This window comes from Bradyrhizobium sp. ORS 111 (assembly GCF_045571485.1).
Classification (GTDB): Bacteria; Pseudomonadota; Alphaproteobacteria; order Rhizobiales; family Xanthobacteraceae; genus Bradyrhizobium.
In genome coordinates, this window is sequence record NZ_CP120701.1 from 5,580,431 (window position 1) to 5,601,148 (window position 20,718).

Below are 20,718 nucleotides of genomic sequence, written 5' to 3' on the forward strand. Positions count from 1 at the left end.
GGTTCTGTCAATATTTTGCCAAATGTAGAGGGCGGGGTGTCGACAGACACCTTGGCGCAATCGACTTCAGGTGGTCGGGAGCGTCGGTACAAGGGTGCTTCCAACGCGCTAATGCGTTTGGATACCATCCCGCGGTCTTCTTGGATTTTCGTGGTTCTCACGATGAACTGACGATCCACACGAACTTTAACGCGGTACATCATGGACGAATCCCTGACCTATGCGGGCCAGGGTTTCCCGATTGAAGGACGGGTCACCAGAATGAACAGATCAGCAGCAAAGAAGATGAAGCAGCGCAGCGCCGGTAAACCGGACATCGAATTGGGCAAGCGGATCCGCCTGCGGCGTGTGGAGCAGAAGATTTCGCAGGCCGAACTCGGCGACAAGCTCGGCGTCAGCTTCCAGCAGGTGCAGAAGTACGAGAAGGGCGTCAATCGCGTCGGCGCTGCCCGCCTTCAGCAGATCGCATCCGCGCTCGACGTGCCGGTCACCTTCTTCTACGACGGTGACAACAAGGCCCGCGAAGTCGAGAGCCTCCTGTTCCTCGACAGCGCCTTCAGCCTCCGGTTGCTGCGCGCCTACAGCAAGATCAAGGACCAGACCGTCCAGCGCCAGCTCGTGTCGCTGATGGAATCGATCGCCGCCAACGAGGACTGAGCGGCACCCGATGTCGGATCGCGACGCCGCGGACGCGATCGACCCAGCATGAGCGGATCGGCCGGCCATCGGCCGCCGCAACGTGTGATCCGCCGGCTGGGAAACCATCGAAGCGCTGCCATCGTGGATGGCGGCGCTTTTTTCTGGAATGCGCTCGGCACGGTCAAGATCAGCATGCCCAGTCCTACTCGGTCTGCATGCGCGACACCGACCAGCGCAGCCTGTTCAACGACGACGATCGCTTCCGTTCGCATGGCTGCTCGCGCGTCGACAACGCCGAGCACCTGCTGACCGCGCATCGCGCGCGGTATTCAGAGCCGCAAGCACTCGTCCGCATCTCGCCATTCTGTCGCGCGGCCAATTGTCGCCCGCGACGCGAGGTGACCTTAGAACTCCGCATTTCCTGCGTTGAAGCAGCACTCGCAAAACCAAGTGCACTGGCTCACCTTTTTGTCGCAGCAACCAAGCGGCCCGCATGACAGTTTTCAGGCTTCAACGAAGGAGATCTCAATGAATATCAAGCTTGCTGTTTTTGGATTGGCCGCTTTGGGAAGCGTGGCCCTGACCTCCGGCTCCGCCTCCGCGATGCCGAACGGGATTCCGCAGGCCAGCCACATCGCTGGCGAAACATCCAATATCGATCAGGTGCGTCAGGTCTGCGATCGGTGGGGCCGTTGTTACTGGCGGCCGGGCGCATACGGTTATTACGGACCGCGCCATCACGGATGGCATCATCGCCCGCATTACCATCACCCCCACCATTACGCACCGCGCCATCATGGCGGACACGGCCACGGCGGACACCATGGCGGACATCACGGCGGCCACCGCCGCTAGCCGTCAGCGAGGGGGCTTCGGCCCCCTCTTTTTTGTTCCGTCGCCCCGAGGCTCGCTCAGCGAGCACCTCAGCATGACGGGTCAGTATCTCGCAGCTATAGCGCCGCCAGCACCGCGTTGGCGATATCGGCGGTGCCGTTGCGGCCGCCGAACTCGAACGGCTTGATGCCGCCGGCATAAACCTTGTCGACCGCACGTTCGATCCGCTCTCCGGCTTCCGCGGCACCTTCGAGACCATGCTTGTCGGCAAGCCAGTCCAGCATCATCGCGGTCGACAGGATCATCGCGGTCGGATTGGCCTTGCCCTGCCCCATGATGTCGGGCGCGGTGCCGTGGCACGGCTGGAAGACGGCGTAGCGATCGCCGATGTCGGCCGACGGCGCCATGCCCATGCCGCCGATCAGGCCGGCGGTGAGATCGGAGAGGATGTCGCCGAACATGTTCTCGGTGACCATGACGTCGAAATCCCACGGGCGCTTCACCAGCATCGCCGCGGTGGCATCGATATAGAGGTGATCCGCCCTGACGTCGGGATGACGCTTCGCGGTCTCGTCGAAGATCTCGCGGAAGAACGCGAACGCCTTGAACACGTTCGCCTTGTCGACGCAGGTCAGCCCGCCGCCGACCCGACCGCGCGCCTTGCGGCGTTCGGCGAGCCGGAACGAGAATTCGAACAGCCGCTCCGAAGTCCGGCGCGTGATCACCATCGTCTCGCGCGCATCGTTCTCGGTGACGACACCTTTGCCCATCGAGGCGAACAGACCTTCGGTGGATTCCCTGATCACGACGAGGTCGATCCCTTTCTGGTCGGCGTCGACGATCGAGCTCGCAACGCCCGGGATCAACCGCGCCGGGCGCACGCCGGCATACAGGTCGAAGATCATGCGCAGTTCGATCTGCGGCGCGATCTCGGTATTGTCGGGATAACGCACCGACGGCAGGCCGCAGGCGCCCAGGAGGATCGCGTCGGCCTCCTCGCACAGCCTGATCGTGCTGTCCGGCATCGACTTGCCGGTTTCCTTGTAGTGGCCCGCGCCGGCCGGCGCTTCGGTGAAGCGGAATCTCAGATCGGTCGTCGCTTCGATCTTGCGCAAAACCTCGAGCGCGGGCGCCATTACCTCCGGGCCGATGCCGTCACCGCCGAGGACGGCGATATGAAATGCGTTGTTGGCGGACATGGGAATCTCCGAAAGGCAACCGTCATTCCGGGGCGATGCGCAGCATCGGACCCGGAATCTCGAGATTCCGGGTTTGCTTCGCGCCCCGGAATGACCACACCTGAACTACGGCGTCAGCACCGCGCGGCCGACGAGCTGGCCTTTTTGCAGATTCACCAACGCCTCGTTCGCCCTGGCGAGCGGCATCGGCGTGACCGGGATCGCCGGGATCTTCTTCTCGCGCACGAGATCAAGCAGTTCCTGCGTTTCGCGCAAATTGCCGACATAGCTGCCCTGGATGGTGACGGCCTTGATCGGGATCAGCGGCAGCGCCCAGGTCGCACCGCCGCCGAACAGGCCGACGATCACGAGCTTGCCGCCCTTGGTCAGGCAATCGAAGCCGAGCTGCGTGGTCTGGGCGTTGCCGACCAAATCGATCGCGGCGCGGATCGGCTGACCGGCCTTCTTCATCAATTGCTCCAGCGCATCCGGCGCCTTGCCGTCGACGGTGGCGAGCGCGCCGGCCGCCTCGGCCGCCTCGCGCTTCCTGGCATCGATATCGACCACGATCGCGCCCTTGCCGCCCATCGCCTTCAACAGCGACAACGCCATCAGGCCGAGGCCGCCGGCACCGAAGATCACGATTGGGGTGTCGAAATCCTTCTCGACCTTCTTCAGCGCGCTGTAGGTGGTGACGCCGGAGCAGGCGTAGGGTGCCGCCGTGACCGGATCGAGCCCCTTGAGGTTCAGCAGATATTTCGGGTGCGGCACCGTCATATGGTCGGCATAGCCGCCGTCGCAATAGACGCCGAGCGCGTTCGGCTTGATCGCGCACATGTTCTCGTCGCCGCCAAGGCAGGTCGGGCATTTGCCGCAGCCGAGCCACGGATAGGCCAGCGCGACGTCGCCGATCTTGAGGCCGCCCTTGTCGGCGTCCTTGACGTCGGACCCGAACGCCACGACCTCGCCTACGGTCTCGTGGCCCATCGTGCGCGGCAGCGACACCCCGCGATCTTTCAGCGACAGCGGCTTGCGACCGTGGCCGAGATCATAGCCGCCTTCCCAGATGTGCAGGTCGCTATGGCAGACGCCGGCCGCCTTGACCTTGATCAGCACCTGCGTGCCTTCCGGCTGCGGCGTCGGACGGTCGACCTCCTTCAAGGGCGCGTTGAAATCGACAACCTGAAAGCTCTTCATCACAGTTCTCCCGAGAGGCTTGTTCGTTGCGGCCGACCTTGCCACGCCGACGCGCCAAGGACAAACGTTCAAGGCCGCAATTTCGGGCGACCGCCATGCGCGTCGCTCGAACAATCGCGGCCGCCACGATCTAAAGCAGGATGAGTTTGGGTCGAACCGACTCGCGGCGGCTTCTGTCGACCTCTCCCCATCGGGGAGGTCGGATTGCGCTCGGCGATGCGGAGCATCGTCCGGAGCAATACGGGTGAGCGACTATCTGGATTGTCAAGTTGCATTGAGGTAAGCGGCACGCGCATCGCGTGCTTTGGCGTTGAGGCGGACCAGGAGCTTGCGGGCGAGCGCAATGCGCACGACCATTTTCTCCTTGCCAGCCTTGAGCAGCCGGTCGCGGAACTCGCCGAGGCTGTTGTCGTAGCGGGCGGCGATGGCCGCGACGAGGAAGAGGATGGAGCGGACGCCGGCGCGGCCGCCGCGGGTGGGTCGCTTACCCTTGCGCTTGCCACTGTCATTGGCGATCGGGGCGAGACCGGCAAGCTTGGCAATGGCCTTGTTGGACACCGTGCCGATCTCCGGCAGCTCGGCATGGAGGCGGGCGACGGTCCGTCCGGCAACGCCCTTCATCTCGCGCCAGGTCTCGGCGAGCTTTGCCCACAGCGGGTCGTCATCGATCATCGAAGCGATCTCCCCTTCGAGCGAGAGGGATTGGCGCTTCAGCAGGACGATCACCTCGTCAATGCTCGCACGCATCTCGCCGTTGTCGAACATGCTGGCGCGGCGCTGCTTCTGGACGGTCAGATCGTCGGTGACCTGTCTGAGCCTTGTCACCAGGGCCTTCAGCCGCTGCTGGGCTTCGCTTGGCAGCGGGGTCGCTGCCAAGTTCTTGGCATGGGCGAAGCGGGCAATCACCGAGGAATCGATCCGGTCGGTCTTCTCCAGAATGCCCATCGCCTCGGCATAGCGCCGGACGCTGCGGGGATTGGTCAGCGCGCAACTGATCCCCTCCTCCCAGAGCCCGACGAACACCCCTCGCTCGTAACCGCCACTGGCCTCCATCACCGCCAACGTGACGGCGTGCTCGCGACAGAACGCGGCCAGCTTGGCAATGCCTGCGGCATCATTATCGAAGCTCGCAAACCGTTGTCCGGGTTCGATACAGGCATCGAGCCTGGCCTTCGAAACGTCCACTCCACAAATCGTCTTCTTCACGGTAACCTGCCTTGTCCATGCGATCGGAACTCAAGCGACTGTTCGGTCGTGCGTGACATGGCGAAGATCCCAGAGCTCACCCACGGTTGTAGCCGGAGGGGCAAACGGGCGACATCGCCACGCGCTTTGGCCGGTGGCCACCGGCCAAAGCGCAAGTCGCTTCCATCGCACAAATCATGGCCGTGCAGATACAAGGGGCCTTGCGCTCTTGATAGACCGTAACCCCTCACCCGATTTGCTGCGCAAATCGACCTCTCCCAAGGGAGAGGTGACCTCCTGCGCTGTTTCAGATCAACCTGGTGCCATCATGCCCTAGATCAGCGGATGATGGCACGCGGCGAGTTGGCCGGGCGCGACCACGCGCAGTTCCGGCACCTCGCTGGCGCAGCGCGCATCGGCGCGCGGGCAACGGGTGCGGAAGCGGCAGCCCGACGGCGGCGCGATCGGCGATGGCGGCTCGCCGACCGGCACGCTCTGGGTCGGGCGGACATCCGGATCGGGCACCGGGATCGCCTCGATCAACAGTGCGGTATAAGGATGCGCCGGCCTTGCAAAGAGCTGCTCGGACGGGCCGACCTCGCAAAGCCGGCCGAGATACATCACGGCGACGCGGTCGCTGACCGCCTTCACCACAGCGAGATCGTGCGCGATGAACAGCAGGGTCAGGCCGTAACGCGTCTTCATCTCCTCCAGCAGATTGAGAATCTGCGCCCGGATCGAGACGTCGAGCGCGGAGACCGGCTCGTCGCAGATGATGAATTCCGGATTGAGCACCAGCGCCCGCGCGATGCAGATGCGCTGGCATTGTCCGCCGGAGAATTCGTGCGGCAGGCGTCCGCTCACCAGCGCAGGATCGAGGCCGACCGCCGACAGCACGTCGGAGACGAGCTGCTTGCGCTTGCCGGGATCCTTGACGCCCGAGATCAGCAACGGCTCGGCGACGATATCCCCGATCCGCCGCCGCGGATTGAGCGAGGCGATCGGATCCTGGAAGATGAGCTGCACGCGCCGGCGCATCTTGCGCAAGCGCTCGCCCTGCATGGTGGAGAGATCCTGGCCGTCGAACAGCACCTTGCCGGAGACGGCCTGGCGCAGTTGCAGCACGGCGCGGCCGAGCGTGGATTTGCCGCAGCCGGATTCGCCGACCAGGCCGAGCGTCTCGCCACGGGCGATCTCGAGGCTGACGTCTGATACCGCGTGGATGGTCTTGCCGCCCACGGAATATTCGACGACGAGGTTTTCCACCTTGAGCAGCGGGTCAGGTGAGGCTCGTTGCATCATGCGGCACCCGCTGCGATCGGATGGAAGCAGGCGTAGAGATGTTCCGGCGTCTCGGCCGTGCTGAGCGAGGGTTTCTCCGTGTTGCAGCGGCCGGCCGCATAGCGGCAGCGCGGCGAGAACGCGCATCCCTTCAGCGGCCGGGTCTGATCGGGCGGCCGCCCCGAGATCGCCGGCAGCGGCGTATGCGGCGCGGCGTCAAGCTTCGGCAGCGCGGCGAGCAGCGCCTCGGTGTAGGGCATCCGCATCTGCTTGAATAACGACGGCGTCGGCGCGCGCTCGACCACGCGCCCGGCATACATCACCGCGACCTCGTCCGTGCGGCCGGCAACCACGCCGAGATCGTGGGTGATGATGATCATCGCCATGTGGCGACGCTGCTGCTCGCGTGCCAAGAGATCGAGGATCTGCGCCTGGATGGTGACGTCGAGCGCGGTGGTCGGCTCGTCGGCGATCAGGAGTTGCGGCTCGCAGGACAGCGCCACCGCGATCGCCACGCGCTGGCGCATGCCGCCGGAGAGCTGGTGCGGATATTGCGCCAGGCGCTGCTCGGGCGCGGGAATGCCGACCGCCGCCAATAGCTCGATGCTGCGTTGCCTTGCCTGGGCGAGCCCCAGCTCGAGATGCTCCTGAATGGTCTCGATCAACTGGGTGCCGATGGTCAGCACCGGATTGAGCGAGGTCATCGGGTCTTGGAATACGACCGCGAGCGATCGGCCGCGCAGCTTACGCAATTTTTCCGGTGACAGTTTCAGGAGATCCTGTCCGCCGAACATCACCCGTCCCGACAGCTTCGCCTTCTTGGGCAGGAGCTGCAGGATGGTGCGCGAGAGCATGGTCTTGCCGCAACCGGACTCGCCGACGATGCCGAGCGTCTTGCCGGCGCCGACGGCAAGATCGACGTGATCCACCGCCCGCAGATTGCCACGCGGCGTCGGCAGGTCGACCACCGCATCCTCGACCGACAGCAAGACGCCGCTCACAGCGCACCCTGCCGTGGGTCGGTCAGCGCACGTATGGTGTCGCCGATCAGGTTGAACGAGAGCACGGTGAGGAACATCGCGATCGCAGGGATGAAGGCGAGCCGTGGCGCCACGTCGAGGCTTTCACGCCCCTCCCCGATCATGCTGCCCCAGCTTGAGATCGGCGGCGGCACCCCGAGGCCGAGGAACGACAGCGATCCCTCGACCACGATGGTGACGGCGACGCCGAGCAGGAAGAAGGCGAGCAGCGGCAGCAGCACATTGGGCAGCAATTCGCGTAGCAGGATGCGGGTATGCGTGGCGCCGAGCGCCTGCGCCGCAATGACGAATTCGCGCCGCGCCAGCGACAGCGTCGCGGCCCGCGCCACCCGCATGAAGGCGGGAATGCCGAGCACGCCGAGGATGCACGTCAGATTGAAGATCGACTGGCCGAGATAGGCGGTCACCGCGAGTGCCAGGATCAGCGGCGGGAACGCCAGCAACACGTCCATGCTGCCAACCACGATGGATTCGAAACGGCCACGGAAATAGCCGGCAAGCATGCCGAGCGCGCCGCCGATGGTGACGCCGATCACGGGCGCGCAGAGCCCGACGATCAGCGAGATGCGTGCGCCGTAGATCAGCCGCGACAGCTCGTCACGGCCGAGGCCGTCGGTGCCGAGCCAATGCGCCGCGGAGATCGGCGCCCGCCGCTCCAGCATGTCCATGTCGGTCGGGCTCGGCAGCGGCAGCAGGTCGGCCAAGATCGCGACCGCGAACACCAGCACCATCCAGCCGAGCGCGACCCAGAACAGCAGGCCGAACCGGCTGCGGCGCCGAGCCGGCGTCGCATGGGCCTCGTCCTCGAGGCTGAGCTCAAGCGTGGCCATGGCGGATCCTCGGGTCGAGAACGGCGTACAGCATGTCGACGATGAAGTTCATGATCACGAAGCCCGCGGCAACCAGCAGCACGACGCCCTGCAGGATGATGAGATCGCGGGTATAGATCGCGCCGACCAGAAGGCGGCCGATTCCCGGCAAGGCGAAGATCGTTTCGACGATGACGGCGCCGCCGATCAGCCGGCCGATATTGATGCCGGTGATGGTGACGAGCGTCAGCGACGAGGGCTTTAGCGCGTGCACGAACAGGATGCGCGACGGCTTCAGACCCTTCGCCTTGGCGAGCGCGATGTAATCTTCCTGGAGCGCCGCGATCATGTCGGAGCGCAGCACGCGCATGATGCCCGGCCATTCCGCAAGGCCGAGTGTCAGCGCCGGCAGGATCATGAAGCGCAGATTGGCGACCGGATCCTCTGTCAGCGGCACATAGCCGGTCGCCGGCAACATCCGCAGCTCGACCGCGAACAGATAGATCAGGAGGATCGCGGACAGGAAGGTCGGCACCGATAGCATGCCGAAGGCCGAGCCGGTCATGAAACGATCGAACGCGCTGCCGGCCTTGGCAGCGCAGGCGATCGCGAGCGGCACGCCGATCACGAGCCCGATCAGCTCGGCCAGGATCATCAGCTCGAACGAGACCGGGACGCGTTCGCTGACCGCCTGCAGCACGGTCTGGCCGGTGCGGAAGGATCGCCCGAAATCGCCCTGCAGGATGTGCCAGAGCCAGCCGAGATAGCGCAGCCAGATCGGCTGATCGAGCCCCATGTCGTGGCGCAGGGCCGCGACATTCTCGGGCGTCGCCTGGTCGCCGAGGATCACGTAGGCGAGATCGCCCGGCAACAGCGAGGCGATCACGAAGGTCAGCACCGAGACAGCGATCAACACCGGTAACAGGTACAGGAGCCTGCGCGCGACGAAGAACAGCATGAAACGCTATTCCTTCCAGGCGTCGGAGACGTCGAGCACCCCGTTGAACATCTTCGGCACGCCCTTCACCTTCGCGCTGGAGATCGCGTAATAGGTGTTCTGGAAGGTCCAGAACCAGATCGCCTCCTTGTTGATCAGACGGCTGATCGCGCAATAGTCCTCGGTGCGCTTGGCGACGTCGGCCGTGGTTCGCGCATGCTCCAGCAACCGGTCGAGCTCCGGATTGGAATAGTTCGCCAGTGCCACCGGGCTGCCGGTGTGGAAATTGGCGTACATCTGTGGATCGGGATCGGCGAGATCGACGATGCGCCACGGCGTGAGCTGGAACTGGCGCATGAAGGCGCGCGGCGGGATGGTGGCCTGATCGACCTGCTCGATCTCCATATTGGCGCCGATCCGCTTCCAGAATTGCTGCAACACCTGACCGCCGGTGCGGCCGCGCGGCGTCGCCGTGACCAGCATCTTGAACTCGACCGGCTTGCCGTAGTCCTTGATCAACGCTTTGGCCTTTTCGACATCGTAAGGCAGCGCGCCGTCATCCTTGCACTTGACCCAGGAGCCGTCGCCATAGGGATTGGTGGCCGGTCGCGCCAAGCCGTTGGTGATCGCCTGCGACATCTTCTTGCGGTCGAGCGCCATCACCAGCGCTTGCCGCACGCGCACGTCGTCGAACGGCGGAACCTTGGTGTTGAAGGCGGCGACAGCAGCCCCCGAGCCTTGATAGGTGTGCACAGCCAGAGTCGGGTCCTTCTGCGCCTTGATGATATTGTCGGCGTCAGCCTCGTCATCCCAGATGATGTCGGCTTCGCCGGATTGCAGCGAGGCAAAGCGCGACTGCGCATCCGGCAGCGGCTTCAAGATGATGCGGTCGAGATAGGGCCTGCCCTTGTCCCAATAGTCCGGGTTCTTCTCCAGCACCATGCGGTCGCCGGCGGTCCAGGATTTCAGGATGTAGGGGCCGGTGCCGACCGGATTGCGATTGTAGTCGTCGCCCTTGGTCTTCCATGCGGCCGGCGACTGCATCACGTTGTTGGAGCTTTGAATGGTCTGCGTGGCCGGAAAGTTCACTGCAGGATCAGTGAAATTGTAGCGCACCGTCAGGTCGTCGATTGCATCCACACTCTTGATGTTGGTGATATAGAACGCGCAGCGGCACTTGTTGGCGGGATCCTTCTGGCGGTCGAAGTTCTCCTTCACCGCCTGCGCATTGAACGGCGTGCCGTCATGAAATTTGACGCCGGGCCGCAGCTTGATGGTCCAGGTCTTGAAGTCCTCCGAATGCTCCCACGACAGCGCGAGCTTCGGTTTCACCTCGCCCTTGTCGTCGAGCGTGGTCAGCGTATCGAAGATCGCGGCCGCCGCGGTGTTGGCCGAGGTGTCGTAGACGCCGACCTTGAGCGGATCGAAGCCCGGAATGTCGAGTTCCTGGCCGACCGTGAGCGTGCCGCCCTGCTTCTGCGCGCTGGCGGGCGCGATGAATGCCGCCGACGCGAATCCCGCTACGAGAAATAAACGCGCAAGCGCGTGCGCGCGGTTGACCGGCCTCATGTGCTCCCTCCCAAGGTGCAACGTCCGGTGTTCCGGATCGTCGTGTTATAGGGGGCAACATTGGCCGGAATCGCCGCGCGCGGCAAGACCGTAACGCGGATGAAAAGCCGCAGGTTAACTCTGCGCCGCTTTCGACCGTTGCGCGGTGAAACCGGCGATCTCGTCCTCGGAGAGGCCGATCTCCTTCAGGTAGGACAGCGTGTGCTCGCCGAGCGTCGACATCCGCTTTGCCACGGCAACCGTCGCCCCCGACATGCGGAACGGCAGATTGAGCACCTTGAACGTGCCGCCGCCATCCTCGACCTCGGCAAGCCCGCCGCGATGCGCGAGTTGCGGATCGGCGAGCGCTTCGCGCACGGTGCGATAGGCCGACGACGGCACACCGTATTCATTGAGCGCGGCAAGACAATCCCGCGTGCTGATGGCGCGCGACCAGGCCTCCACGCCCTCCATCAGGCTGGCCCAGTTCGCCCGGCGATCGGAATACTTCGCAAAGCGCGGATCGGAGACCCATTCGGGGTGGCCGATCACCTGCATCAGGTTCTGGAAGGTCTTTTCGCTGGCGATCGCCACCATGACGTAACCGTCGGTGGTCTCGATCGGCCCGAACATCGGCCGCTGCGGCTGCTTCACTTCGAATTGCGCCGCCTGTACTTCGTTCAAAGTCAGGCTCAGCATCGATTCCAGCATCGAGACGTCGATGTGCTGACCCTTGCCGCTTGCACTGCGCTGATAGAGCGCGGCGGAGATCGCTCCGAAGGCATAGATGCCGGTCAGCACGTCGGCGTGGTAGATGCCGCAATAGTCCGGGCGCGAACGGCCCGGCTGATAGGCGAGATGCGCCATCTCATAGCCCGAAGCAGCATGGATCACCGGCGCATAGGCCGGCAATTCCGCCGACGGACCGGTCTGGCCGTAACCTGAGATCGAGCAATAGATCAGCTTCGGATTGATGTCGCGCACCGAGGCGTAGTCGAGCTTCAGCCGCCGCATTACGCCGGGACGAAAGTTCTCGACCAAGACGTCGGCGGTCGCGATCAGCCGGCGCACCGCCTCGATGCCGGACGGCGACTTCAAATCGAGCACCAGGCTCCTCTTGCCGATGTTGAGCTGGCCGAAGGCGGTCGAGCAGTTGTTCCTGACCGGCGGGCGGGTCCGCATCGTCTCGCCTTCGGCAGGCTCGATCTTGATCACCTCCGCGCCCATGTCGGCGAGCATCCGCGTGCAATGAGGTCCGGCGATCGTGGTCGAAAAATCGAGCACGCGAAGGCCGCCAAAGCTCCGTGTCAAATTCCCCTCATCGTTGCCGGTTATTGTCATTCCCAAGGCTTCCTCTGTCGCGCGGTCATCATTGTTCAGTGCCGCGCGACCCTAAGGCATGATCCCGGAAAGCGGAAACCGGTTTTCCGAAAAGATCATGCCGAAACAAGCGAAGTGAGCCGTGCGGACAGGAACGCGTCTCGTCCAAATCAGGACCGTGGGTCGTGTTGCACTTTACTCAACGGCAAACTGGACCCAATCTTGCATAGTCCCTGTCACGGGCTGGAACGAGGGCGCTTGTTGAAGGTCTTGTTCGTCACGACGGAGATGGACGATTTCGTCCGTGTGGGCGGGCTCGCCGCCGTGTCCGCTGCACTTCCCCGGGCGCTTCGCGCGTGGAGCGACGTCAGGATCATGCTTCCCGGCTACCGGGACGTGGTCGAGCAGTTCACTCACATTGAAATCGTTGGCCAATGTGCTGCGCTCGCCGAGATGCCGGCCTGCACGCTGGGGCGCGCGTCGACCAAGGACGGGCTGCCGGTCTATCTGCTGTTGTGCCCGCAACTCTACGACCGGCCGGGCAACCCTTACGGCGACCAATCCGGCCGCGACTGGCCCGACAACGACATCCGCTTCGCTCGCTTCGCCTCCGCCGCGGCCGAACTTGCAGTGGGCATGCTGGACAAGAACTGGGCAGCCGACCTCGTGCATGCCAATGACTGGCAGGCGGCGCTCACGCCGGCCTACCTCGCCTGGCGCGAGGCGCGGATTCCGTCGATCCTGACCATCCACAATCTCGCCTATCAGGGCCTGTTTCCCAAGGACTCGCTGCGGCGGATCGGCGCACCGGAGAGCTCCTTCCACATCGACGGGCTGGAATTCTACGACAAGCTGTCTTTCCTGAAGGGTGGCCTCGTCTACGCCTCGCACCTGACCACGGTCAGCGCGACCTATGCGAAGGAGATCACGACCGCGGAGCTCGGTTGCGGGCTCGAAGGGCTGTTACGCATCCGCTCCGATGCCGATGAGCTTACCGGCATCCTGAACGGCATCGACGAGAGCTGGGACCCGCGTCATTGCGCGGAGCTTGCCCAACCCTTCGGCGCCGGCGACTGGAAAGGCAAGCAGGCCAACGCCGACTATGTCCGCCGCCAGTTCGGCCTTGCGGTCTCGCGCGGGCCGATCTTCGGCCTTGTCGCCCGCCTCGTGCATCAGAAGGGCGTCGACCTCGTGCTCTCGGCCGCCGACGAGATCGTCGCCGCGGGCGGGCAGATCGTCGTCACCGGCAGCGGCGAGCCCGCGATCGAGGAGGCGCTGGTGGCGGCGCACCGGCGCCGGCCCGACGCGATCGGCGTCGTGATCGGCTTCAGCGACGCGCAGGCGCGGCGGATTTTTGCCGGTAGCGATTTCACCCTGATGCCGTCGCGCTTCGAGCCCTGCGGCCTCAGCCAGATGTATGCGCAGCGCTTCGGCTCGCTGCCGATCGGCCACCAGACCGGCGGCCTCGCCGAGACCATCGCCGACGGCGAGACCGGGTTCCTGTTCCCGCAGCCCTCGGCGGAGTCCTTCCTCGGCGGCGTCAGCCGCGCCTTCGACGCCTTCCGCGCCAAGGATCGGCTCAACGCCATGCGCCGCAGCGCGATGGCCAAGTCCTATAGCTGGAACCTGTCGGCCGCCTGCTACAGCGCGCTCTACAAGAAACTGGTGATGCCGCGGGCGGCCGCATGACGCGCGATCCCGGCGATTTCAGCTCATTTTCTCCGCGGCACGCGTGACGAAGCGTCCGCGCGCCACAGATAACAGCCATAATACCGATGCGAATGCGGCCGACCGCTGCGCCGCAACATCGCGAACCAGGGTGCCTGCCGGCGCCAAGAGGCACACGGCCAATTGTTGCCGCCGCCCGATAGACATGTGATACCGTCGGATTGTTGGGGATCACCAGTTTTCCTTGTCCTGCGATCCAAAGGGGGGACCCGATGAACGTCCTTGTCAAAACCTCACCGATGAGCCTCGCGGATGAGCTGACCGCGCACGCTGTGGCGAGCATCGAGGCGGCCGATTATTCCGCCGCCCCCTTCCCCCACATCGTGTTTCGCAATTTTTTTCCCGCCGATTTCTATCGGGATCTGACCAAGAGCATCCCCACCGAGGGCTATGATCCGATCACCGGCACGGGAACGCGGATGGCGCTGCGCCTCTACGGCGACAATGTCGACAAGATCGATGCAGGACTGCGTCCGCTCTGGGCTGCCGCGTCGACCATGTTGGCCTCGAAGCCGGTCGAACAGGCGATCCGTGCCAAGCTGCACGACGGGCTCGAAATCCGTGCCCGCGGCGACAAGCTGCCGGGCGTCGAGGACGTCAAGCTTGTCGCAAAGCCGGTGCTCTATGTCGACAGGGACGGCTACCAGATCAAGCCGCATCCGGACACGCGCAAGAAGGTGGTGACGATGCAGCTTTATTGTCCCACGGACGCCAGCATGGAGGCGCTCGGGACGACGCTCTATCAGGCGTCCCTCAAGGGACTGCTTCACGTCAACTCCTACTGCCTTGAGCCAGTGAAGACCATTCCCTTCCTGCCCAACCTCGGATACGCGTTTGTGGTGCTGAAGGCCTATCATTCGCTGTCGAAGATGAGCTGGCACGGCCGCCCGCCGATCAAGACCGATCGGCAGCGGATCTCGATCCTCAACACGTTCTATATGAACGAGACCGTCGGGTTCTGAGCAGAGCCGTCGGCTCGGCTGCCCAGAGGTCCGTTTCCGGAATCCAGGCGCACCCGGGCGGTCACTCGGTGCGCCGCGTCTCCGGCATGACCAGCCAGATCAGGAGAAGCCCAAACATCGCGACCCCGGCGAGGCCCATGAAGGCGACGCTGCTGCCGAGCTTGTCGCTGACGTAACCGGCCAGCACCGTGCTGAGCGACGCGCCGATGCCGACGGCGGTGCCGACAATGCCCTGCGCCAGATTGAAATGGCCGGTGCCGTACGCGACATCGGCAACCACGAGCGGCACCATCACGCTGAAAACGGCGGCGGTGATGCCGTCGAGCACCTGCACCACCACCAACAGGTAGGGATCACGCACCGTTGCGAACAGCAGGCCGCGGATCGCGAGTGCGCTGAACGCGATCAGCAGGAGCGGCCGCCGGCCCCATTCCTGTGCCTTGCGTCCGACCGACGGTGAGGACAACGCCACGATCGCCTGAGGCACGATGATACATGCCGCGATCAGGACCGTCGCCCATTGGCTCGATCGCGCCGTGACCACGCCCGCCATCAGCGGCAGCATCGCCGCGTTGGCGAGCTGGAACAGCATCATGCCGCCGGCAAAGATCAGGAGCGGCCGCTGCCGCACCAGGCTCCAGACGCTGGTCGCCTTCTTGTCCGGGACTTCGCGCTTCACCTCGCCATGGGCCTGGGCGATGTCGATCTCGCGTTCGCGGATCCGTGACAACGACAGCAGCGTCGGAATCGCAAGGAAGAACGTGACAAGGAACACCGAGCGGCTCGACAGCAGATAGCCGCAGGCGCCCATCAGCGCCGCAGCCGAGCCGTTGCCGAGCGAGGCGAAACGCGCATTACGGCCGAGCCGCTCTCCGATCGCGCGCGGTCCGACCAATCCCAGGCTGATGGCGGCGATCGCAGGACCAAGCACGCAGCTTGCCAGCGCATGGAACGTCGCGGCGACCGTCACCACGGGCAAGATGGGCCAGAGCGCGTAAGCCAACGCGCTCATGCCGATGGTCGCAACCGCAAACCCGGCGACGATCCGTTCCGAACGTGCCGCATCGACGATCGCACCACCCGGCATCTGGCCCAGAAGGCCGATGATGCCGCCGATCGAGAGCACGAAGCCGATCTCGACCTGGGTCCACTTTTGCGTCGTCAGATACACCGCAATGAACGGACCGAAGCCGGTCTGCACGTCAGCCAGGAAGAAGATGAACCAGTCCAGGCCGCGCTGGCTCTCGCGCGAAGGCGTGCGCGATGGCTCCGGCCTGGGCGGATCTGGAACCAGAGGCACAAAATCGGTGCTGCCGGCTGATCGCTTGCCACGATCGTCGTCAATCGTCTCGAAGGAAGAATTCGGACGTGCGACCAGCGTCGTTCCCCTAATGCTCGTAATCCCACGGTTGGAGGCTTCCGGCCGCACCCAGCACGATCAGTGGCGTATCTTCCTTGTATTCGGGCGCCGCGCTGACTTGCTGCTTCGTCAGATCAAGCGTGATGCTGTCGCTTTTGTTGCTGACGCCGGCAAAACGCAGCGCCTTCCAGTCGACCACGATCTTGCGGCTGCCGACGCCGAGGAACCCGCCGAAGTCGATCACGGCCGCGCGCACATTGCCGTCGCGGTCGACGATGACGTCGACAATGCGGCCCATGTCTTCATTGGCCGTGCTGCGGACGTCGCGTCCGAGAATGCCGTGCGCGTCACGGGCCCCGATCACGGTCACCGAGGGCGGCGGCGACGGTTCCTTGGCCTGCTCCTTCGGATTGGTCTGGGCTGCCGGTGGCGGCGAAGGTGATGGTGACGGCGAATCGTCGGTGGCGCGGACGCTGGCGCAGGTGACCAGCGTCACCGCGACAAGCGAGATGATGATCCTCGAACGCATGAAACTCTCCCACGATCTTCCTGGCTGCACGCAAGGCGGCGGTGCGACGCTCAATGCGTCAGCACGATCGACACCTGGATCTGCCCGCGCGTGCGCAGCACTTCGAGCGATACTTCGCCATTATGGCGGCGCAATCTCAAATCGACGCTGGACGCTCCGAGCCGGAGGTCGCGCACCACCACCTCGTTGAGGAAATCCGGCAGGCGCGGATTGCGCAAGCGAATTTCGCCGCGCGCCGTATCAAATTCAAGCCCGAGTGCCGCTTCCAGCAGGGTGAACGGCGTCGCGCTCGCCCAGGCCTGCGGCGCGCAGGCAACCGGATAGAGTACCGGGCCGCGCCGGAGCTCACGGCGGAAGCCGCAGAACAGTTCCGGCAACCGCCGCAGTTCCATGTAGCTCGCGGCGTCGAACAGCCCCTTGAACAGATGCGCCACCGAATGCTTCAGGCCGTAACGCGCGAAGCCGAGCGCGATCAGCGCGTTGTCATGCGGCCAGATCGAGCCGTCGTGATAGGACATCGGATTGTAGCGCGCCTCGCCGACCGCGACGGTCCGGATGCCCCAGCCCGAGAAGAACTTCTGGCTCATCAGGTCGGCCGCGACCCGCCGCGCACGATCCTCGCGGACGATGCCGGAAAACAGGAGCTGGCCGGCATTGGAGGTGCGCACCCTGCACTGCTCCTTGGCGCCGTCGAGCGCTACGGCATAGGTGCCGAGCTCCTCGCACCAGAAGGCGTCCTCGAAGCGCTCGCGCAGCCGTTCGGCCTCGGCCTCGAGCCTGGCCGCCTTCTCGGGCATGCCAAGCCGGCGCGCCGCATTCGCGGCGAGCCGCTTGCCGGCGAACACATAGCCCTGCACTTCCGACAGCGCGATGTATCCCTCGGCGAGCTTGCCGTCGGCGTGGAAGATCGCGTCGTAGGAGTCCTTCCAGCCTTGATTCTGCAGGCCCTGCTCGGTGGCACGTTGATATTCGATGAAGCCGTCATGGTCCGGATCGCCCGGTCCGTCGATCCATCGCAGCCCGGCCTCGATCGCCGGCCACAATTCGCGCAGCGTCGCCTCGTCGCCGGTCCGCTCGAGATAGAGCCCCGCGAGCAGCACGAACAGCGGCGTCGAATCCACGCTGCCGTAATATTGCGCGAACGGCACCTCGCGCAGCGCCGCCATCTCGCCGCCGCGCATCTCGTGCAGGATCTTGCCCGGCGCGGCATCCGCCAGCGGATCAACCGCCTTTGCCTGGAATACGGCGAGCCGCTTCAGCACGCCCTGCGCAATCCGCGGATCGATCCACAACATCTGCAGCGCGGTGATCAGGCCGTCGCGCCCAAACGTCGTCGAATACCAGGGGATGCCGGCATACGGATAACGGCCCTGCGGCGTCTCCGTCATCAGCATGTTGAGGTCGGCCATCGCCTGGCACAGCACCTCGTTGAAGATATTGTTGGAGGTCTCGACGCTGGCTGCGCCGCCCGACAGATTCCGCATCTCGCGGCGGTGCGCCAGCAAGCCGCGGAAGAACGGCACCGGCTTCTGCATGACCGGCTTGTTGCAGGACACCGCGACGAACAACGACGTGACCTGGCTGGGCGCAAGGTCGAAATGATATGTCGCCGCATTCACCGACAGCCGTGTCGGCCGCGGATCGAAATGCAGCGCCGTGACCCGCGACTGCTCATCGAGACCGCGATATTCGAGCGCGACATCGGTCGGCCCCAATAGCTTGCTCGAGCCCGTGCCGCGCCGTGCCCGGCGCTCGCCGCGCACCTCGAACAGGTCGGCGAAGTCGTTGTCGAACAGCAATGTGAGATCGAAGCTGGCGGGACGGTCGCCGTGGTTCTGCAGTCCGATGCGCTGATAGGCGGTGCCGCGCCACAGAAAGATCGAGCGCACGATATGCAGCGTATCCTTCTGCAGGGTCAGGCGATCGTTGCGATAGACATCCGAATTGGTGAGGTCGACCGTCAACGCCGAATTGTCATCACGCAGATTGGAGCCGAGCAGCAGCGGCTGCACGTCTTCCAGCACCATTTCCAGCCGGGCGAGATAGCGCGTATCGGCGTTGAACAGGCCGTCCGGCCCGCCCGCTGAGGCGCCGATATCGCCATGGCTGTCAAGCACGATGAAGGTGTCGTCGTGCTTGAGCGAGCGCCGCGGCCGCGCCGCGGGCCCGGTCATCGGAATGTAAAACGGCGATTCGGCGACCCGCTCGACGATGCGGGCGGTGATCATCTGCGTAACGACGTCGGTTGCCATCTGAACCTCGGGCGACCCTTATTGCTGCGACGAACGCACCGGAACGCAACACAACGCTTGATGGCGCGGTCAGGCCGCGCTGGTGGAGAGGCGGCCCATCTCTCGTGCGACCAGGTCGCGATAGGGACCCCTTCCCTTCACGAGGATATCGGGCGGGCCGTCCTCGACGATCCGGCCACCCTGCAGCACGACCACGCGGTCGAAGCTGCGCAGCGTCGCGAGTCGGTGCGCAATCGCCACCACCGTACGCCCGCGCATCAGCCGCGACAACGCCTCGCGGATCGCCTCCTCGGAATCCGCATCGAGCGCGGCGGTCGCCTCGTCGAGCAGCAGGATCGGCGCGTCCTTCAGGAAGGCGCGCGCGATCGCGATCCGTTGGCGCTGACCTCCGGAGACCTTGATGCCGCGGTCGCCGACGATGGTGTTCATGCCTTCCGGCAAGGTTTCGATGAAGTCGCAGCGCGCGGCGATCGCAGCCCGCCGCACCTCGTCATCGGTCGCATCGGGACGACCGTAGCGGATATTCTCCATGATCGAACGATGGAACAGCGAGATGTCCTGCGGCACCACCGAGATCGCCGCGCGCAGGCTCTGCTGGGTGACGCGCGAAATGTCCTGGCCGTCGACCGTGATGCTGCCGTGGTCGACGTCGTAGAAACGCTGCAGCAGCGTGAACAGCGTGGACTTGCCGCCGCCGGACTGGCCGACCAGGCCGACCCTCTGACCGGGCTGGATGCGCAGGCTGAAGCGCTCGAACACCTGCAAGCCGCCGGGATAGCCGAACGAGACATTGTTGAACGCGATCGCCGCACCGCTCTTCACCAGCGGCTCGGCCTCCGGATGGTCCTTCAGCTCGTGCGGCTGCAACAAGGTTGCAAGGGCTTCCGTCAACCGCGCCAGATGTTGGGTGGCGTCGACCAGCGCCACGGCAAGATCGCGCGTCGCGCTGAGGATCGAGATGCCGAGCGTGCAGACCAGCACGACATCGCCGGTGGTCGCCGCGCCCTGTTGCCAGAGATTGATGGCCCAGGCGAGCATCGCGACCGTCAGCACGACGGTCACGGCCGCGTGGGTGAGGCGCAGCTTCTCCAGATAGCGGAGCGAACGGCCGCGCGCGATGAGTTCCCGGTTCACAGTTGCATCGAACCGATCGTGCTCGTAGCGCAGACCGCAGAATGCCCGCACCAGCGGCAAGTTGTTGATGACGTCGACCATCTCGCCGTCGACTGCCGCAGCCTTGTTGGCATAGTCGTCATGCAATGGCTTGCCGGCGGCCGCCATCCGGAACATCGCCACCACCATGGTTCCCGATATCACCACCAGCACGGCGGACATTGTCGCGCTGACGGTTCCAATCAGCGCGATCGCCGAAAAGGTCGCGATGCAGGGCGGCAACACATTCCAGACAAACATGTTCTCGACCGTGAACACCGCGTTCGACGTCGCCGTGATCCGGCTGGTCAGCATGCCCGGCAACCGGTCCGAGAAATAGCTCGGGGCGTGGCCGGTGAGATGGCGGAACATGTCGCGGCGAAGGTCGCCGGTGACGCTGACAAAGGTGAAGCTTGCTGTCCAACTTGCAATCCGCCACAGGAAATTGTCGGCCGCGATCAGCGACATGAGCAGAGCGAATGCCAGCCATACGCCGCCTGCGTAGGACGGACCGGCGGATAAAGCATCGACCAGACTCTTCACGCCATATTGCGTGCCCACCGAGCAGGCAACCGCTGCGACCACGGCTGACAAAATTACAACATGCGACGTCAGCCGCTGGCGCAGATAGCGCAACACAAATGGAAAGGGACGGTGCGCATATCCTGAGAGATGGTCCATGACGTCCTGCAAAAGTTGTTGAGGTGAACGAGAAATTTTTAATCGATGCTCTCGTGCACGATGACGTGAAGGGCGGCGTTCGGATT

At 64.5% G+C, this 20,718-nt stretch carries 18 protein-coding genes; 5 read left to right on the forward strand and 13 right to left on the reverse strand.

The window, feature by feature from the left end; genetic code table 11:
* Positions 1 to 261: 261 nt before the first annotated feature.
* From P6U30_RS25815 to P6U30_RS25825, 3 genes are all read left to right on the forward strand, one after another.
* Positions 262 to 657, forward strand: coding sequence for a helix-turn-helix domain-containing protein (locus tag P6U30_RS25815; RefSeq protein ID WP_094194089.1), 396 nt, complete (start codon positions 262 to 264; stop codon positions 655 to 657).
* A gap of 197 nt (positions 658 to 854) precedes the next feature.
* Positions 855 to 1,136: a hypothetical protein gene (locus P6U30_RS25820; RefSeq protein WP_407165682.1), complete on the forward strand. Its 282-nt coding sequence runs from the start codon at positions 855 to 857 to the stop codon at positions 1,134 to 1,136.
* Positions 1,137 to 1,167: 31 nt separating this feature from the next.
* Positions 1,168 to 1,494: a hypothetical protein gene (locus P6U30_RS25825; protein WP_407165683.1), complete on the forward strand. Its 327-nt coding sequence runs from the start codon at positions 1,168 to 1,170 to the stop codon at positions 1,492 to 1,494.
* Between the two features lie 95 nt (positions 1,495 to 1,589).
* On the opposite strand, the gene P6U30_RS25830 is transcribed toward P6U30_RS25825, so the two are convergent.
* From P6U30_RS25830 to P6U30_RS25870, 9 genes are all read right to left on the reverse strand, one after another.
* Positions 1,590 to 2,672 (reverse strand): isocitrate/isopropylmalate dehydrogenase family protein, encoded by a 1,083-nt coding sequence (locus P6U30_RS25830; protein ID WP_407165684.1) that lies wholly within the window; start codon positions 2,670 to 2,672, stop codon positions 1,590 to 1,592.
* 105 nt (positions 2,673 to 2,777) lie between these two features.
* Positions 2,778 to 3,848, reverse strand: coding sequence for an alcohol dehydrogenase (locus P6U30_RS25835; protein WP_407165685.1), 1,071 nt, complete (start codon positions 3,846 to 3,848; stop codon positions 2,778 to 2,780).
* Between the two features lie 264 nt (positions 3,849 to 4,112).
* Positions 4,113 to 5,054 carry an IS110 family transposase gene (locus P6U30_RS25840; RefSeq protein WP_407165686.1) on the reverse strand — a complete coding sequence of 314 codons (942 nt, stop codon included), beginning with the start codon at positions 5,052 to 5,054 and terminating at the stop codon, positions 4,113 to 4,115.
* 312 nt (positions 5,055 to 5,366) lie between these two features.
* Positions 5,367 to 6,335 carry an ABC transporter ATP-binding protein gene (locus P6U30_RS25845; RefSeq protein WP_407165687.1) on the reverse strand — a complete coding sequence of 323 codons (969 nt, stop codon included), beginning with the start codon at positions 6,333 to 6,335 and terminating at the stop codon, positions 5,367 to 5,369.
* The gene (locus tag P6U30_RS25850; RefSeq protein ID WP_407165688.1) at positions 6,332 to 7,315 is read right to left on the reverse strand and encodes an ABC transporter ATP-binding protein; all 984 of its coding nucleotides are present in this window, start codon (positions 7,313 to 7,315) and stop codon (positions 6,332 to 6,334) included. Before P6U30_RS25850 ends, P6U30_RS25845 begins: the two co-directional genes overlap by 4 nt.
* Entirely contained in the window at positions 7,312 to 8,184 is an 873-nt protein-coding gene (locus tag P6U30_RS25855; protein ID WP_407165689.1) for an ABC transporter permease, read from the reverse strand. Before P6U30_RS25855 ends, P6U30_RS25850 begins: the two co-directional genes overlap by 4 nt.
* A complete protein-coding gene (locus P6U30_RS25860; protein WP_407165690.1) occupies positions 8,171 to 9,121 on the reverse strand; it encodes an ABC transporter permease in 951 nt (316 codons plus the stop codon). The genes P6U30_RS25855 and P6U30_RS25860 overlap by 14 nt, the downstream gene beginning before the upstream one ends.
* A 6-nt stretch (positions 9,122 to 9,127) precedes the next feature.
* Positions 9,128 to 10,669 carry an ABC transporter substrate-binding protein gene (locus P6U30_RS25865; RefSeq protein ID WP_407165691.1) on the reverse strand — a complete coding sequence of 514 codons (1,542 nt, stop codon included), beginning with the start codon at positions 10,667 to 10,669 and terminating at the stop codon, positions 9,128 to 9,130.
* A gap of 114 nt (positions 10,670 to 10,783) precedes the next feature.
* Positions 10,784 to 11,989, reverse strand: coding sequence for a CaiB/BaiF CoA transferase family protein (locus tag P6U30_RS25870; RefSeq protein WP_407165692.1), 1,206 nt, complete (start codon positions 11,987 to 11,989; stop codon positions 10,784 to 10,786).
* A gap of 267 nt (positions 11,990 to 12,256) precedes the next feature.
* On the opposite strand from P6U30_RS25870, the gene glgA reads away from it, so the two are divergent.
* Both glgA and P6U30_RS25880 read left to right on the forward strand, forming a co-directional pair.
* Positions 12,257 to 13,657 (forward strand): glycogen synthase GlgA, encoded by a 1,401-nt coding sequence (glgA, locus tag P6U30_RS25875; RefSeq protein ID WP_407170542.1) that lies wholly within the window; start codon positions 12,257 to 12,259, stop codon positions 13,655 to 13,657.
* Between the two features lie 251 nt (positions 13,658 to 13,908).
* Positions 13,909 to 14,658, forward strand: coding sequence for a 2OG-Fe(II) oxygenase family protein (locus tag P6U30_RS25880; RefSeq protein WP_407165693.1), 750 nt, complete (start codon positions 13,909 to 13,911; stop codon positions 14,656 to 14,658).
* Positions 14,659 to 14,719: 61 nt separating this feature from the next.
* On the opposite strand, the gene P6U30_RS25885 is transcribed toward P6U30_RS25880, so the two are convergent.
* The 4 genes from P6U30_RS25885 to P6U30_RS25900 all read right to left on the reverse strand — a co-directional run bounded on the left by P6U30_RS25885 (position 14,720) and on the right by P6U30_RS25900 (position 20,632).
* Positions 14,720 to 15,952 carry an MFS transporter gene (locus P6U30_RS25885; RefSeq protein WP_407170543.1) on the reverse strand — a complete coding sequence of 411 codons (1,233 nt, stop codon included), beginning with the start codon at positions 15,950 to 15,952 and terminating at the stop codon, positions 14,720 to 14,722.
* A 94-nt stretch (positions 15,953 to 16,046) separates the two neighbouring features.
* The gene (locus P6U30_RS25890) at positions 16,047 to 16,547 is read right to left on the reverse strand and encodes a PRC-barrel domain-containing protein (RefSeq protein WP_407165694.1); all 501 of its coding nucleotides are present in this window, start codon (positions 16,545 to 16,547) and stop codon (positions 16,047 to 16,049) included.
* Between the two features lie 50 nt (positions 16,548 to 16,597).
* Complete coding sequence (locus P6U30_RS25895) at positions 16,598 to 18,799, reverse strand: glycogen debranching N-terminal domain-containing protein (protein WP_407165695.1); 2,202 nt, start codon at positions 18,797 to 18,799, stop codon at positions 16,598 to 16,600.
* A gap of 69 nt (positions 18,800 to 18,868) precedes the next feature.
* Positions 18,869 to 20,632 carry an ABC transporter ATP-binding protein gene (locus P6U30_RS25900; RefSeq protein WP_407165696.1) on the reverse strand — a complete coding sequence of 588 codons (1,764 nt, stop codon included), beginning with the start codon at positions 20,630 to 20,632 and terminating at the stop codon, positions 18,869 to 18,871.
* Positions 20,633 to 20,718 lie beyond the last annotated feature (86 nt).

Bases quoted from the DNA above. Each gene is read 5' to 3' on its own strand.
- P6U30_RS25815 (WP_094194089.1), top strand. From the start codon at position 262: ATGAACAGATCAGCAGCAAAGAAGATGAAGCAGCGCAGCGCCGGTAAA.
- P6U30_RS25820 (WP_407165682.1), top strand. From the start codon at position 855: ATGCGCGACACCGACCAGCGCAGCCTGTTCAACGACGACGATCGCTTC.
- P6U30_RS25825 (WP_407165683.1), top strand. From the start codon at position 1,168: ATGAATATCAAGCTTGCTGTTTTTGGATTGGCCGCTTTGGGAAGCGTG.
- P6U30_RS25830 (WP_407165684.1), bottom strand. From the start codon at position 2,672: ATGTCCGCCAACAACGCATTTCATATCGCCGTCCTCGGCGGTGACGGC.
- P6U30_RS25835 (WP_407165685.1), bottom strand. From the start codon at position 3,848: ATGAAGAGCTTTCAGGTTGTCGATTTCAACGCGCCCTTGAAGGAGGTC.
- P6U30_RS25845 (WP_407165687.1), bottom strand. From the start codon at position 6,335: ATGATGCAACGAGCCTCACCTGACCCGCTGCTCAAGGTGGAAAACCTC.
- P6U30_RS25855 (WP_407165689.1), bottom strand. From the start codon at position 8,184: ATGGCCACGCTTGAGCTCAGCCTCGAGGACGAGGCCCATGCGACGCCG.
- P6U30_RS25860 (WP_407165690.1), bottom strand. From the start codon at position 9,121: ATGCTGTTCTTCGTCGCGCGCAGGCTCCTGTACCTGTTACCGGTGTTG.
- P6U30_RS25865 (WP_407165691.1), bottom strand. From the start codon at position 10,669: ATGAGGCCGGTCAACCGCGCGCACGCGCTTGCGCGTTTATTTCTCGTA.
- P6U30_RS25870 (WP_407165692.1), bottom strand. From the start codon at position 11,989: ATGACAATAACCGGCAACGATGAGGGGAATTTGACACGGAGCTTTGGC.
- glgA (WP_407170542.1), top strand. From the start codon at position 12,257: ATGGACGATTTCGTCCGTGTGGGCGGGCTCGCCGCCGTGTCCGCTGCA.
- P6U30_RS25880 (WP_407165693.1), top strand. From the start codon at position 13,909: ATGAACGTCCTTGTCAAAACCTCACCGATGAGCCTCGCGGATGAGCTG.
- P6U30_RS25890 (WP_407165694.1), bottom strand. From the start codon at position 16,547: ATGCGTTCGAGGATCATCATCTCGCTTGTCGCGGTGACGCTGGTCACC.
- P6U30_RS25895 (WP_407165695.1), bottom strand. From the start codon at position 18,799: ATGGCAACCGACGTCGTTACGCAGATGATCACCGCCCGCATCGTCGAG.
- P6U30_RS25900 (WP_407165696.1), bottom strand. From the start codon at position 20,632: ATGGACCATCTCTCAGGATATGCGCACCGTCCCTTTCCATTTGTGTTG.